Annotated in this window: 16 protein-coding genes; 13 read left to right on the plus strand and 3 right to left on the minus strand. The window is 70.7% G+C overall.

Features of this window, described 5'->3' with window-relative positions:
* The first annotated feature begins 405 nt into the window (after positions 1-405).
* The 10 genes from coaBC to Q0116_RS10580 all read left to right on the plus strand — a co-directional run bounded on the left by coaBC (position 406) and on the right by Q0116_RS10580 (position 9,734).
* Positions 406-1,584 (plus strand): bifunctional phosphopantothenoylcysteine decarboxylase/phosphopantothenate--cysteine ligase CoaBC, encoded by a 1,179-nt coding sequence (gene coaBC, locus Q0116_RS10535; RefSeq protein WP_297887819.1) that lies wholly within the window; start codon positions 406-408, stop codon positions 1,582-1,584.
* 84 nt (positions 1,585-1,668) lie between these two features.
* On the plus strand, positions 1,669-2,808 hold the full coding sequence (locus tag Q0116_RS10540) for a monovalent cation/H+ antiporter subunit E (RefSeq protein WP_297887822.1): 1,140 nt from the start codon (positions 1,669-1,671) through the stop codon (positions 2,806-2,808).
* Positions 2,801-3,076, plus strand: coding sequence for a cation:proton antiporter (locus Q0116_RS10545; protein WP_297887824.1), 276 nt, complete (start codon positions 2,801-2,803; stop codon positions 3,074-3,076). The genes Q0116_RS10540 and Q0116_RS10545 overlap by 8 nt, the downstream gene beginning before the upstream one ends.
* Complete coding sequence (mnhG, locus tag Q0116_RS10550) at positions 3,073-3,390, plus strand: monovalent cation/H(+) antiporter subunit G (RefSeq protein WP_297887828.1); 318 nt, start codon at positions 3,073-3,075, stop codon at positions 3,388-3,390. The genes Q0116_RS10545 and mnhG overlap by 4 nt, the downstream gene beginning before the upstream one ends.
* Positions 3,387-3,926 carry a DUF4040 domain-containing protein gene (locus tag Q0116_RS10555; RefSeq protein WP_297887831.1) on the plus strand — a complete coding sequence of 180 codons (540 nt, stop codon included), beginning with the start codon at positions 3,387-3,389 and terminating at the stop codon, positions 3,924-3,926. Before mnhG ends, Q0116_RS10555 begins: the two co-directional genes overlap by 4 nt.
* Entirely contained in the window at positions 3,923-4,417 is a 495-nt protein-coding gene (locus tag Q0116_RS10560; protein WP_297887834.1) for an MnhB domain-containing protein, read from the plus strand. Before Q0116_RS10555 ends, Q0116_RS10560 begins: the two co-directional genes overlap by 4 nt.
* Positions 4,414-4,773, plus strand: a complete 360-nt coding sequence (locus tag Q0116_RS10565) for a cation:proton antiporter subunit C (RefSeq protein ID WP_297887837.1) — start codon at positions 4,414-4,416, stop codon at positions 4,771-4,773. The genes Q0116_RS10560 and Q0116_RS10565 overlap by 4 nt, the downstream gene beginning before the upstream one ends.
* Positions 4,766-6,244, plus strand: a complete 1,479-nt coding sequence (locus tag Q0116_RS10570; protein WP_297887840.1) for a monovalent cation/H+ antiporter subunit D family protein — start codon at positions 4,766-4,768, stop codon at positions 6,242-6,244. Before Q0116_RS10565 ends, Q0116_RS10570 begins: the two co-directional genes overlap by 8 nt.
* Entirely contained in the window at positions 6,241-7,920 is a 1,680-nt protein-coding gene (locus tag Q0116_RS10575; protein WP_297887843.1) for a cation:proton antiporter, read from the plus strand. The genes Q0116_RS10570 and Q0116_RS10575 overlap by 4 nt, the downstream gene beginning before the upstream one ends.
* Positions 7,920-9,734, plus strand: coding sequence for a Na(+)/H(+) antiporter subunit D (locus tag Q0116_RS10580; RefSeq protein ID WP_297887846.1), 1,815 nt, complete (start codon positions 7,920-7,922; stop codon positions 9,732-9,734). The genes Q0116_RS10575 and Q0116_RS10580 overlap by 1 nt, the downstream gene beginning before the upstream one ends.
* Positions 9,735-9,758: 24 nt before the next feature.
* Here the strand turns inward: Q0116_RS10580 and Q0116_RS10585 are convergent, their stop codons facing one another.
* From Q0116_RS10585 to Q0116_RS10595, 3 genes are all read right to left on the minus strand, one after another.
* Complete coding sequence (locus tag Q0116_RS10585; protein WP_297887848.1) at positions 9,759-10,118, minus strand: hypothetical protein; 360 nt, start codon at positions 10,116-10,118, stop codon at positions 9,759-9,761.
* 119 nt (positions 10,119-10,237) lie between these two features.
* Positions 10,238-10,591 carry a MarR family transcriptional regulator gene (locus tag Q0116_RS10590; protein WP_297887851.1) on the minus strand — a complete coding sequence of 118 codons (354 nt, stop codon included), beginning with the start codon at positions 10,589-10,591 and terminating at the stop codon, positions 10,238-10,240.
* A 60-nt stretch (positions 10,592-10,651) separates the two neighbouring features.
* Complete coding sequence (locus Q0116_RS10595; protein WP_297887854.1) at positions 10,652-11,476, minus strand: NRDE family protein; 825 nt, start codon at positions 11,474-11,476, stop codon at positions 10,652-10,654.
* A 105-nt stretch (positions 11,477-11,581) separates the two neighbouring features.
* Between Q0116_RS10595 and Q0116_RS10600 the strand changes: the two genes are divergently transcribed.
* From Q0116_RS10600 to Q0116_RS10610, 3 genes are all read left to right on the plus strand, one after another.
* Positions 11,582-12,652, plus strand: coding sequence for a glucose 1-dehydrogenase (locus tag Q0116_RS10600; protein WP_297887857.1), 1,071 nt, complete (start codon positions 11,582-11,584; stop codon positions 12,650-12,652).
* Positions 12,639-13,271: a transcriptional regulator GfcR gene (gene gfcR / locus Q0116_RS10605; RefSeq protein WP_297887859.1), complete on the plus strand. Its 633-nt coding sequence runs from the start codon at positions 12,639-12,641 to the stop codon at positions 13,269-13,271. Before Q0116_RS10600 ends, gfcR begins: the two co-directional genes overlap by 14 nt.
* A gap of 86 nt (positions 13,272-13,357) precedes the next feature.
* Positions 13,358-13,702, plus strand: a complete 345-nt coding sequence (locus tag Q0116_RS10610; protein WP_297887860.1) for a glutaredoxin — start codon at positions 13,358-13,360, stop codon at positions 13,700-13,702.
* Positions 13,703-13,746: the final 44 nt, after the last annotated feature.

Consider the following 13,746-nt stretch of genomic DNA (forward strand, 5'->3'; position numbering starts at 1 on the left):
CCCCTGCCGCTTGGTTATAAATAGTCGACCACGGAGCGGCGGCGAACACCTCTAAAGCCCCAGCCGGGAGGCGGGCGCACGCTCGCTGTGCTCCTCAGTCGCTCGCGCTGCTCGCTCCTTGCGGTGCTTACTTCGCCTGCGCCCGCCTCCCGGCTGCCCCTTTGAGTCCCGCCCCGCACCGCAGCCTCATGCCTCCCCAGCCTCGCGGCTCGCTCGGGGCTCCCTTCGGTCGCCCTCGCTCGCCGCGTCCCTCGCGCGTGCGACTCGCGCCCTGCGGGCGCTCGTCGGCACGCGCCACCGCCGACCATTTATAGGAAACTTTCAGGAGAACGCGCCGAGTTTGGTCTCCCGGGTCCGCTCCACAACGACATCTTATAAGCCGCCGCGGGGGGAACGGTCTCGGTAATGCTGGACGGGGTCAACGTCGCGCTCGGGGTCTCGGGGAGCATCGCGGCGGTGAAGGTCGTGGAACTCGCGCACGAACTGCGCCGTCACGGCGCGAGCGTCCGCGCCGTCATGTCCCCGGCGGCGACGAACATCATCCACCCGTGGGCGGTCGACTTCGCCACTGACGAGCCGGTCGTCACGGAGATCACCGGCGCCGTCGAACACGTCGAGCTCTGCGGCCGCGAGGGGTGGGCCGACGTGCTCCTGCTCGCGCCCGCCACCGCGAACACGGCGGGGAAGATCGCGGCCGCGGTCGACGACACGCCGGTCACCACCTGCGCGACCACCGCGCTCGGCGCGGACGTGCCGGTCGTGATGGCCCCCGCGATGCACGAGCCGATGTACGACCACCCGGGCGTCCTCGACGCGCTCGACCGCCTGGAGTCGTGGGGGATCCGCTTCGCGGACCCGCGGGTCGAGGAGGGGAAGGCGAAGATAGCGGCGGAAGAGGACGTCGTCACGGAGGTCGCCCGCGCCACGACGCCGCAGACCCTCTCTGGCGCGCACGTCGTCGTCACCGCGGGCGCGACGAAAGAGCGGATCGACCCGATCCGCATTCTGACGAACCGCGCGTCGGGGAAGACTGGTCGCGCCCTGGCGCGGGCGTGCTACGTCCGCGGCGCGCGGGTGACGCTCGTCCAGGACGGCCCCGACGTCCCCTACGCCGAGGTGGTCGCGGTCGAGACGGCCGACGAGATGATGGACGCCTGCCGGCGGACCGCGGCGACCGCGGACGCGCTGGTGTCGGCGGCCGCCATCTCCGATTTCACCGCCGACGCCGTCGACGAGAAGATCCGGTCCGGCTCGCCGCTGTCCGTCGAACTGGAGCCGACGCCGAAGCTCATCGACTCGGTGCGCGAGGCGTACCCCGACCTCCCGATCGTCGGGTTCAAAGCCGAGACGTCCGGCGACGACGAGGCGATGGTGGCCGAGGCGGAGCGGATCCGCGACCGCGTGGGGCTCTCGTTCGTCGTCGCGAACGACGCCAGCGTGATGGGCGACGAGGCGACCCGGGCGCTGCTCGTCGGCCGCGGGGACACCCGCGAGTTCGTCGGCGACAAGGACGGACTCGGGGCGCGCGTGGCCGACGAACTCGCCGACGTCCTCGGGCGATCCGGGGGCGAAACCGAGGCATAACGAAATAGTTTTGAGTTTGCCATCGCTTGGCAACAGTGGATAGTCTCGCGTTTTTCACAGGAAGGCGTGAGAGACAGTTCACACATGTCAGACACAGACGCCCGCCGAATCCTCGTCCCCGTCGGCGACTCGGACAGCCTCCGAGACACTGTCTCGTACGTCGTCGATCGGGCGAGCGAGACGGCCTCGGATCGACCGGTCGAGATCCACTTCGTTCTCGCGGCCCGGACGCAGGCCGTCAACCCCGACGCGCCGACGGCGCTCGGGACGGCGCGCGAACAGTTAGAACGCGTCGCGCTCTGGGTTGAAGAGGAGACGGCCGAGGCGACGGCCGTCGCTCGGGACGACCGCGCGTCGGACGCGGCGGGCGAGTCCGACGCGGACGCGGACGGCGAAGCGCCCGCGGCCGACTCCGACGACGAGACCGGGTGGCTCACCGTCGTCACCGACGTCGTCGGGACCGACCGGTACCTGTTCAGCCCGAGCGACTACGCCGACGCGCTCCTCGAGTACGCGGCCGCCGCGGACATCGACCAGATCGTCGTCGATCCGGAGTACAAGCCCGGCGGCACCGCGTCGATGCTCCAGCCGATGTCGGTCGAGCTGGCCGGCGGCGACGTCCCGGTCGAGACGGCACCGGTCGACCGGCCGACCGAGGGGGCCGTGCTCGCACGCGCCGCGTCGCTGTCGAAGTACCTCACCGTGTTCGGCGTCTCGTACCTGTTTTACATGTCGCTGAGCGCCTGGAAGCCGCTCGACTTCTTCACCGGCTTCGTGACGGCGTCGATCGTCTCCCTCGCCCTCGCGCCGGTCGTGGCGAACCGCTCCGCGCCGCTCGGGGTGACCCTCCGCCGGCTGGGCCGAATGCTGGTGTACGTCCCGTACCTGGTCAAGGAGATCGCGGTCGCGAACCTCCAGGTCGCGTACGTCGTCCTCCACCCCGACATGCCGATCGACCCGGAGGTCGTCCAGCTGCGCGCCGCGGTCTGGGGCGACGGGGCGGTGACGACGCTGGCGAACAGCATCACGCTCACGCCCGGGACCCTGACGGTCAACGTCTCCGAGCGCTCGTTCGACATCCACTCGCTGACGGCCGACTCCCGTTCGGACCTCTTCGACGGCGGCTTAGAGCGCGCGGTCCGGTTCGTCTTCTACGGCCGCGCGGCGGCCCGGATACCGACGCCGCGCGAGCGCGGCGACGCCGGGGAGGGACGAGATGGTTGAGTTCGAGACCGCGCTGCTGGCCGTCGCCGCGGCCTTCGTCGTCTTCGCGGTCGTCGCGCTGTACCGGGTGTACGACGGGCCGACGACCCACGACCGCGTCATCGCGGTGAACGTCGCCGGGACGAACACCGTCATCGCCATCACGCTGGTCGCCGCGGCGTTCCAGCAGTCGACGTTCCTCGACGTGGCGCTCGTGTACGCCCTGTTGAACTTCCTGCTGTCGATCGCGTTTTCGAAGTTCAACGTCGAGCGCGGGGGTGTGCTGTGACGCCGACCGAGTGGGGCATCGTCGCCCTCGCGGTCGCCGGGGCCTTCTTCGGCGGCGTCGCCGCGGTCGGGCTCGTCCGCCTGCCGGACGTCTACACCCGGTCGCACGCGGCCTCGAAGAGCGACACGCTGGGGGCGATCCTCGCGATCGCCGCCGCCGCGCTCGCGCTCCAGACGGGCCTCTCGACGGCGAAGTCCGTCTTCCTCCTGGTGTTCATGTTCATCACGAACCCCACGGCCGCGCACGCCGTCGCCCGCGCGGCGCAGGATCAGGGAATCGAGCCGTGGACCGCCGACGAGGGTGACGACAAATGACGCTCACCCTGATCGAGGCCGCGCTGCTGGTGTTCGTCCTCGGCTGCGCCGTCGGCGCGGCCCTGCTGAAGGACACGCTGGCCGCGGTGATGGCGTTCGCGGCGTACAGCCTCGGCGTCTCGGTGCTCTGGCTCGTGCTTCAGGCGCCCGACGTCGGGCTCACCGAGGCGGCCGTCGGCGCCGGCATCATGACCGTGCTGTTCCTGCTGGCGCTGTCGAACACCACGTCGCCGGACGTCGACCGCCTGTTCGAGTCGGTCGGGTGGCGGTCGGCGGCGCTCGTGGCCGGGTTCGTCGTGCTGATCGGCGCGACGGTCCCAGCGCTCCCGACTATCGGCGACCCGAACTCGGCGGTCGTCGGGGGCGAGGTGAGCCAGTACTACCTCGAGAACGCGTACGCCCAGACGGAGGTCAAAAACGCCGTGACGGCCGTCCTCGCCGCGTACCGCGGCTTCGACACGCTCGGCGAGGGCGTGGTCGTCTTCAGCGCGGTCGTCGTCACCCTGTCCGTGCTCCGCCGCGAGGTGGTGGCATGAGCGCCGGCGACGCGGACGCCGCGGCGAGCGGCGACGAGGGTGCCGGGCTGTACGTCGAGTCGACGATCATCATGACCACCGTCCGGCTGGTCGCCCCGTTCATCCTCACGTTCGCGCTGTTCATCATGTTCCACGGGGCCGACTCGCCCGGCGGCGGGTTCCAGGGCGGCGTCATCGCCGGCTCCGTCGTGATGATGCTCGCGTTCGCGTACGGCATCGACTCCACCCGCCAGTGGCTCGACGTCCGGATCGTCTCCGCGCTGGCCTCCGGCGGCGTGTTCGCGTTCGTCGGGATCGGCCTCGGCGCGATGGCCCTCGGCGGACAGTTCCTCCAGTACTCTGAGTTCGAGGCGCTGTTCGGCCACGCGATCAAGTACGCAATCGAACTCGTCGAACTCGGGATCGGCGCCATCGTCGCCGCCGTCGCGATCGGGCTCTTCTTCCTGCTCGCGGCCGGGTTCGACGACCTCGCCGAGGAGGACTCCTCATGACACTCGACTTACTCACGACCCACTACAACTACTACGCGGTCGTCCTGCTGCTCGGAATCGGCCTGTACACCGTGATCGAGTCCCCGAACCTCGTGAAGAAGGTGATCGGGATGAACGTGTTCCAGACCGGGATATTCCTGTTCTTCATCACGCTCGCGTACCGCTCGGGCGGCAATCCGCCGGTCGTCACCGAGGGCGCCGGCCCGTACGTGAGCCCGCTGCCGCACGTGCTCATCCTGACGGCCATCGTCGTCGGAGTGAGCCTGACCGCAGTGGCGCTCGCGCTGGTCGTGCGCGTCTACTCCGAGTACGGCACGCTCGACGAGCACACGCTGGAGGAGCTCTACCATGATTGACCACCTGATCGTCATGCTGGTCGTCCTGCCGATCATCGGCGCGGCGGTCCCGCCGCTGGCCAGCCTCCGGTTCGACCGCGTCGGCTGGGCGGTCGCGACGGCGACGGCGCTCGGGCACGCCGCGCTCGCCGGCGCGCTCGCGTGGACCGTCTGGACCGACGGGATCGTCCGGTACGAGGTCGGCGGGTTCGCCGCTCCCTACGGAATCGAACTCGTCGCCGACGGGCTGACGATCCTGCTCGTCGTCCTCATCGGCGCCGTCTCGCTCGGCGTGCTCGCGTACGCCCGCCACGCGGGCCCCCACGCGAACTCGTTCTACTCGCAGTTCCTCCTCCTCGTCGCCGGCCTGTCCGGGATGACCGTGACCGGCGACGTGTTCAACCTGTACGTCTTCCTCGAGATCACCGGGCTCGCGGCGTACGGCCTCGTCGCGAGCGGCCGCGGGGCGCGCTCCGCCGTCGCGGCCCTGAAGTACCTCATCATCGGGACCATCGGCGCGTCGCTGTACCTGCTCGGCGTCGGCTACGCGCTCGCCGCCACGGGCACCCTGAACATGGCGGACCTCAGCGAGAAGCTCGCCGCCACGGGCTACGACTCGACGCTCGTCCTGACCGCGTTCGGCCTGATCGTCGCCGGGCTCCTCGTGAAGGTCGCGCTGTTCCCGATCCACACCTGGCAGCCGGACGCGTACGCCGACTCGCCGGACAGCGTGAGCGCTTTCATCTCGGCGCTCGTCTCCACGGTCTCCGCGTACGCCCTGGCCCGCGTGCTGTTCTCCGTGTTCACCGTCGACTTCCTGGAGGCGGTCCCGATCGCCCGCCAGGCGCTGGTCGCCGTCGCCTGCGTCAGCATCGTCGCCGGGAGCGCCCTCGCCGTCGCGCAGTCAGACGTCCAGCGCATGCTGGCGTACTCGTCGGTGTCGCAGTTCGGCCTCGTGATCGCCGGGTTCGCGATCGCGACGCCGCTGGCGGTCGTCGGCGCGACCGTCCACCTCGTCGGGCACGCGGTGATGAAGGGCGGCCTCTTCGCCGCGACCGGGATCATCGAGCGGAAGACCGGCGCGACGACGGTCGGCGGGTACGCCGGGATCGCCGGCCGCGCGCCGGCCGCCGCCGGCGCGTTCACCGTGCTGGCGCTCGCGATGGTCGGCGTCCCCCCGGCGGTCGGGTTCATGGGGAAGTGGTACATCGTCCTCGGGGCGGTGAACGCCGGGACCTGGCCGGTGGTCGCCGTCCTCTTGGCGAGCACGCTGCTGACGCTCGCGTACTTCGCGCGGCTCGCCGAGCGGCTCTACTTCGCCGAGGCGACCATCGCGCCGGAGTCGGTCGCCGCCGACGGCGGTGAGCGCGTCTCGACGGCCATGATCGTGACCGTCGTCGTCGCCGCCGCCCTCGCCGTGGGGCTCGCGGCCGCCGTCCCCGTCATAGACCAGCTGATCGATGCGACCGTGTTCGAGCTGATGCTCCAATGACCGACGTCACCTCCCTTCGACCGTTGTTCGCCGTGCTCGTGTCGGCCGTGGCCATCCCCGTCATCCTCTCGCTGCGATCGCGACCGAACGTCCGCGAGGGCGTCACCCTCACCGTCGCCGCGACGAAGTTCGCGCTCGTCGCCAGCATGGTCCCCGGCGTCCTCTCGGGGACCACCTACGTCACGCGGATCGGCGAGTTCGGCGACGGCCTCTCGCTCGTGCTCCGCGCGGACCCCCTCGGGATCCTGTTCGCGCTGCTCGCCAGCCTCCTGTGGATCGTCACGAGCTTCTACTCCATCGGCTACATGCGGGGGCTGAGCGAACACGCCCAGACCCGCTACTTCGCCTCGTTCGCCGCGAGCCTCGCCTCGGCCGTCGGGGTCGCGTTCGGCGGGAACCTCGTCACGCTGTTCGTCTTCTACGAGCTGCTGACGGTGTCGACGTACCCGCTCGTGACCCACGACGAGACCGACGAGGCCCGCGCGGCCGGCCGGAAGTACCTCACGTACACCTTCGGGGGCGGCGTGGCCGTGCTCGGCGGGACGGCGCTCGTCTACGTGCTGACCGGCACCACGGCGTTCACGCCGGGCGGGATCGAGGCGCTCGCCGGCGCGGACCCGACCCTCGCGCGCGCCGCGTTCGCCCTCCTCGCCGGCGGGTTCGGCGTCAAGGCGGCGCTGATGCCGGTCCACTCGTGGCTCCCCGACGCGATGGTCGCGCCGACGCCGGTCTCCGGGCTGCTCCACGCGGTCGCGGTCGTCAAGAGCGGGATCTTCGGGATCGCCCGCGTCGTGCTCGACGTGTTCGGCACGGAGACGATGGCTGAGCTGGGCGTGGCGGCGCCGCTCGCGGTCGTCGCCGCGATCACGCTCCTGACCGCGAGCGTCATCGCCCTGCGGCAGGACAACCTCAAGCGGCGGCTGGCGTACTCGACGATCAGCCAGCTGTCGTACATCGTCCTCGGGCTCGCGCTGCTGGAGGGCGAGGCGCTCGTCGGGGGGCTGCTCCACATCCCGGCGCACGCGTTCATGAAGCTCACCCTGTTCTTCTGTGCGGGCGCGATCCACGTCGAGACCCACACGGACGACATCAGCGACATGGCCGGCATCGGCGACCGGATGCCGCTGACGATGGCGGCGTTCGCCGTCGCGGCCGCCGGCATGGCCGGCATCCCGCTGATAGCCGGGTTCGTCAGCAAGTGGTACATCGTGATCGGCGCGCTGGAGGGCGGCGGCCTCGTCTTCGCCGCCGCGCTGTTAGTGTCCGGCGTCCTCAACATCGCGTACTTCTGGCCGATCGTGTACCAGGCGTACTTCGAGTCGCCAGACGGCCACGACGAGAAGCCGCTCGTGACCGCGGCGCTCGGCGGCCGCGGGAGCCCCCGCGCCGACGGCGGCCGCGGGGCCGCGACGCGCGAGCCCGATCACGAGACCGCGGCGCACGACGCCGACCGCGAGACCGCGGCGCACGAGGGTCACGACGAGCACCACGGCGGCCCGCCGGCGGAGGGCTGGGACGTCCGCGGCTGGCGCGGCGCCGAGAGCACGTGGTTCATGCTCGGCCCGATCCTGACGGCCGCGAGCCTCTCGGTCCTGCTCGGGGTCGTCCCGCGGACGGCGGTGTTCCTCCGGATAATCGAGACCGTCGTCGGCTCGCTCCCGGGGGTGATGGGCTGATGACGACCGCGCTCACCGCCCTCCCGCCCGGACCGGTCCTGCTCGTGGTGGCCGCGCTGATCGCTCTTACCCCTCGCCGCGTCGGGCACGCGCTGGGCGTCGCCGCGTCCGGAGTCGCGGTGGCCTGGGCGTGGGCCGTCCCGGCGGGCGCGCACCTCCAGGCCACGTTCCTCGGCTTCGACGCCGTGCTGCTCAACGTCGACGAGTTCTCGCGGCTCATGGGCCTGATCTTCGGGATCATCGGCGTCGTCGCCGTCCTCTACTCGTACGCGAGCGAGGCCGAGGGCCTCCAGACCGCGTTCGCGTTCTCGTACGTCGCGACGAGCTTCGGCGCGGTGTTCGCCGGCGACTGGCTCACCCTGCTGTTCTTCTGGGAGCTGATGGCCGTCACGAGCACGCTGCTCGTCTGGCACTACCGCGGCGAGGCGGTCCGGGCCGGCTTCCGGTACGCGCTGCTCCACGGGCTCGGCGGCACGCTGCTGATGGCGGCGGTGCTCGGCAACTACGTCGCGAAGGGGACGTTCCTGTTCGCGACCGTGCCGGGCGGCCCCGAGACGGCGGGGATCGTCGCGGGGCTGCCGGCCGCGCTCGCCGCGGTCGGGATCGGCGTCAACGTCGGGTTCATCGGCCTCCACGCGTGGCTCCCCGACACCTACCCGCGCCCGCACATCGCCGCCAGCGTCTTCCTGTGCGTCTTCACGACCAAGACGGGCGTCTACGGGATGTACCGGGCGTTCCCCGACGGCCACGTCGCGATCGCCTACATGGGCGGCGGGATGGCGGTGTTCGGCGCGACGTTCGCGCTGTTCCAGAACGACATGCGGCGGCTGCTCTCGTACCACATCCAGTCGCAGGTCGGTTACATGATCGCCGGCGTCGGTATCGGGACGGCGCTGTCCCAGGCCGGCGCGTTCGCCCACGTGTTCAACCACATCCTCTACAAGGGGCTGCTGTTCATGACGGCGGGCGTCGTCGTCTACCGGACCGGGGAAGAGAGCCTCAAGAAGCTGGGCGGGCTGGCCCGCGACATGCCGGTCACCGCCGGCGCGTTCACGATCGCCGCGCTGTCTATCGCCGGCTTCCCCGGGTTCAACGGCTTCGTCAGCAAGGGGATCATCATCTCCGGGAGCCACTACACCTTCCCGAAGGGGCCGCTCCCGATCGGCGACTTCCACACGCTCGAGTGGCTGCTCCTGCTCGGCGGGATCGGGACGTTCATGTCGTTCATCAAGTTCGGCTACTACGCGTTCTTCCACGGGAGCTACGACGGCGACGTGCGCGACGCCAACCGGGGGCAGAGCGTCGCGATGGGCGCGGTGGCGGTGCTCTGCGTCGCCTACGGCGTCCTCGTGCCCACCTCGCCGCTCGCGGCGGTCGTCCCGGCCGACGTCGGACTGTTCGGGATCCTCCCGTTCGACGTGACGAGCGAGGCCGTCGTCGAGAAGGTGTACGAGACGTACACCGTCGACCACCTGGTCGAGGGCGTCGCTCTCGCCGTCCTCGGGCTGATCGGCTTCGCGCTCACGAAGAAGCCGCTCTCGAAGCTGGGGCGCGTCCCGGACATCGACTCGCTGTACAACCCCGCCGTGTTCTACGGCACCCGCGGGCTCGTCGTCGGCGTCACGGAGCTGTACGCGGCCGTCGACCGCGCCATTGTCGGGCTCACGACGGCGACCGTCCGCACGGTCACCGACCCGCAGGCGGCCGTCCGGCGCGTCGGCAGCGACGTCGAGATCAAGTCCGGGATCGGCCGCAGCGTGCTGATCCTGACGCTGGCGGTCGGAGTCGCGCTGTTCGGAGTCCTGTTCCTCTGACCGCGGCCGAGCGCCGCCGCGGTCTCACTCCCCGCCGCCGCGACGGCGGCGCGCCTGTTCGCTGAGGGTGAGGAAGGCGACCGCGCCGAAGAACGCGATCGCGAAGCCGAACACCGTCGCGTCGCCGCCGCCGGCGGACTGCGCGAACAGGATCGGGGTGACGCTCAGTCCGAAGAGGCCGACGCCGTACCCGAGCCTGTCGCTGCGGTCGTCGAACCGCGGTGCCGCGGCGAGCAGCGAGACGTCGAACGCGAAGTAGAAGTACGCCGCGCCGACGTAGACGGCGGCGGTTCCGAGCGCGGCCGGGACCGACGAGACGAGCGCGTACACGCCGAGCGCGGGGCCGAGGCTGACGCCGAGTGCGAGCGGGAGGGCGCGATTCATACGGGACCGATTCGGACTCGACCGGGTAAAGAAATCGGACGACGAGCGTCTGGAGAAATCTGGACAAGCGGGAGACCGGACGAATCGAAGCGGTGCGGCCGGTGTCGGTCGCCGCGGGGTCAGTACTCCTCGTACGCGAGGTTCATCATCCACTGCGAGAAGGCGTCCGCCTGCGCGTCGACCTCCTCCTCGCCGATGAACGGCGAGAGCATGTCGCCCGCCATCAGCAGCGAGAAGTCCAGGTCGCGCGGCGCTGGCTCCAAGTAGTAGGTGTTGTGGCCGTCGTAGACGGTGTCGGACCGCTGGATGAGCCCCGACTCCTCCAACGCCTCGGCGATGCGGCTCCCCTTCCGCGACGAGACGTCGAGTTCCTTCCAGAAGTCGCTCTGGTGGATGCCGCCGGTCTCGCGGATGAGTTCGAGGCCGGCCCGCTCGTCCGCCGACAGGTCGGACTCGATTTCGGACACGCTCATACTCTCTCACGCCTCCCGAATCGCTTAAAACTGGCTTTCCAAGTGGGCCGATCGACCCGCTCAGACGCCGCCGGCCGCGAACTCGTCGGGGACCGAGACGCGTTCAACAGGCGTCTCGCAGGGCGGACCGTCGGCGTACCCGACGGCGAGGTCGTCGCCGGTCCGGATCCGCGTGAACGACCGCGTTCCGAAGCCGTCGCCGTGGAGACACGCCCCGTACTCGTGGTCCGCGAGGACGCCGCTCGCGCGGTCGAGCCACGACGCGCCCGACTCGCCCGGTCCCGGGACGAGCGCCGCCGCGATCCGCTTCGCGCTGTCGGCCCGTTCCGCCCCGAACTCCGCCCGTCGCTCGGGCACCGCGAACCGCTCGGCGCCGTCGATCACGCCGCCGACGTTCCCGACCACGTGGACGCCCGGATCGAGTCTGGTCACGGCGAGCCCGCCGTCGTACGCGAGCAGGAACGCGCCGAGGGCGTCGGCCAAGACGAGGTTGAACCCGGCGTACGCGCGCTCGTCGAGCTCGCGCTCGACCGCCCGGACCGCCGCCTCGGCTGAGTCGGCCGTCAGGCAGTCGCGGACGAGGAGCCCCCGGGAGCGCTCGCCCTCGCGCTCCGCGTCCGTCCACCGGTTCGTGACCGCGACGACGAGGCCGCGCTCCGAGAGGCCGATCCACGTGCCGCCGGCCTCCGCGTCGCGCGGGGCGACGTACCGGACGTCACCGGCGTCGCCGTCCGCTCCGCCCCCGCGGTCGCTCTCGCTCTCCCCGTCACCGCCGCCGCGAACCGCCGGCGGCTCGCTCGGACGATCGAGCGCCTCGTCGCGGGTGGCCGCGAGCGCGACGGGCGCGTCCCCGAACGCACGCCATGCCAGAGTCAGTGTACACACGCCTCCGGGTACGGCCGACCGGCTGAAAACTCCACGGGGGATCCGCCGTCCGCGTTTACTCGCAATAAAAGAAATCTTTTGGTGACTGACCGCCTGAGTCGGGACATGAACGCGATTGCCGTCTACGAGGGAGCCGACGAACCGGTCGTGACCGAGAAGCCGCGACCGGAGCCCGCGCCGGGCGAGGCGCTGGTTCGGACCCTTCGGGTCGGCGTCGACGGGACCGACCACGAGGTCATCGCCGGCGGCCACGGGGGGACGCCCGCGGGCGAGGACCACATCGTGTTGGGCCACGAGGCCGTCGGCGTGATCGAGGACCCGAACGACACGCCGTTCGAGGTCGGCGACGTCGTCGTCCCCACGGTCCGCCGACCGCCGAACGGCGCGAACGAGTACTTCGCCCGCGGCGAGCCCGACATGGCACCTGAGGGCGAGTACCACGAGCGCGGCATCGTCGGCGCGCACGGGTTCATGGCGGAGTACTTCACCAGTCCGGCGGAGTTCCTCGTCGAGATTCCCCCGGCGCTCGCGGAGTGGGGATTCCTCGTCGAGCCGGCCTCGATCGCCGAAAAGGCGATCGAACACGCGTACGCCAGCCGGTCGGCGTTCCACTGGGAGCCGGAGTCCGCGCTCGTGTTAGGCAACGGGTCGCTCGGCCTCCTGACCGCGGCGACCCTCGACGAGTCGTTCGAGCGGGTGTACTGCCTGGGCCGGCGCGAGCGCCCCGACCCGACGATCGACATCATCGAGTCGCTCGGCGCGACGTACGTGAACTCGAACGACACCGCGATACCCGAGGTGCCCGAGGCGTACGAGCCGATGGACTTCGTGTTCGAGGCGACCGGCTACGCGCCGCACGCCTTCGAGACGATCGAGGCCCTCGCCCCGAACGGCGTCGGCGCGCTCCTCGGGGTCCCGGGCGACTGGGAGTTCGAGATCGACGGCGGGCGGCTTCACCGCGAGTTCGTCCTCCACAACAAGGCGCTCGTCGGCAGCGTCAACTCCGGGTACGGGCACTTCGAGTCGGCCGTCGAGTCGCTCGGCCGCCTCTCGGAGGAGTTCCTGGGCGATCTCGTCACCGGCGTCCACGGGATCGACGAGCTCGAGGCCGCGTTCGCGGATGACGACACGACTATTAAAACGGCGGTCGAATTTGCCGCGTATGAAGAACGTTGACGACCTGATAGACAGCGCTGCCGAGCTCGCCGAGCGGGGGCTCTCGAAGGGCGAAATCGCCGACGAGCTGAACGTCTCCCGGGAGACGGCGAGCTGGCTGGTCGAGCGCGGCGGCGGCTCGGAGGGCGCGGAGACCGCCGGGACGACCGCCTCCGCCGACATCCACGTCGACTGGTCGGCGCTCGGGCGCGACTCGACCCGCCTCGGCTACGCGGCGAGCGCCATGGCGGACCTCCTGGCCAAGCAGGGCGAGGCGGTCGACCTCACCGTCGGGATCGAGAAGGCCGGCGCGCCGCTCGCGACCGCGGTCGCGGACCGGCTCGACACCGACCTCGGCACGTACGCCCCCGCGAAACACCAGTGGGATGAGGGGGACATCGACGAGCACGGCGGCGGCTTCTCGCGGAACTTCGCCGCGATCCGGAACCGCGACTGCTACGTCGTCGACGACATCATCACCTCCGGGACGACGATGCGGGAGTCGATCGACGCGATCCGCGAGCAGGGCGGCGAGCCGGTCGCGTGCGTCGTGCTGGTCGACAAGATGGGGTACGACGACATCGACGGCGTGCCGGTCTACTCGCTCGTCGACGTCGTCCGCGTCGACCGCGAGGAGTAAGCCGGGGCGGCGCGTCGATCGCCGGCAGGCCCGCCCCGCCGTACCCGTGCGGAACCCATTTGCGTCGGCGACGCGTACAGCGCCGTATGACGTTCAACCCCGAAGCGGACGCCGACGCCGAAGAGATCGAACAGCGCGTCGAGACGGTTCTCGCCGACAACGACGTGGTACTCTTCATGAAGGGGAACCGCCTGATGCCGCAGTGCGGCTACTCCCAGCGCGCCGTCGAGCTGATCTCCCAGCACGTCGAGGAGTTCGAGACGGTCGACGTGTTGCCCGCGCTGCCGGAGTACCGCGAGGCGCTGGAGTCCCACAGCGGCTGGGAGACGATCCCGCAGACGTTCGTCGACGGCGAGTTCGTCGGCGGCAGCGACGTGCTCGGCGAACTCGACGAGCGCGGCGAGCTCGCCGCGGAACTCGGCGCGGAGTAACGAGTCGACCCCGCTCCGGACCCGCCTCGGAGCCGCGCGCCGCC

The organism is uncultured Halorubrum sp. (assembly GCF_937146585.1).
Lineage (GTDB): Archaea > Halobacteriota > Halobacteria > Halobacteriales > Haloferacaceae > Halorubrum > Halorubrum miltondacostae.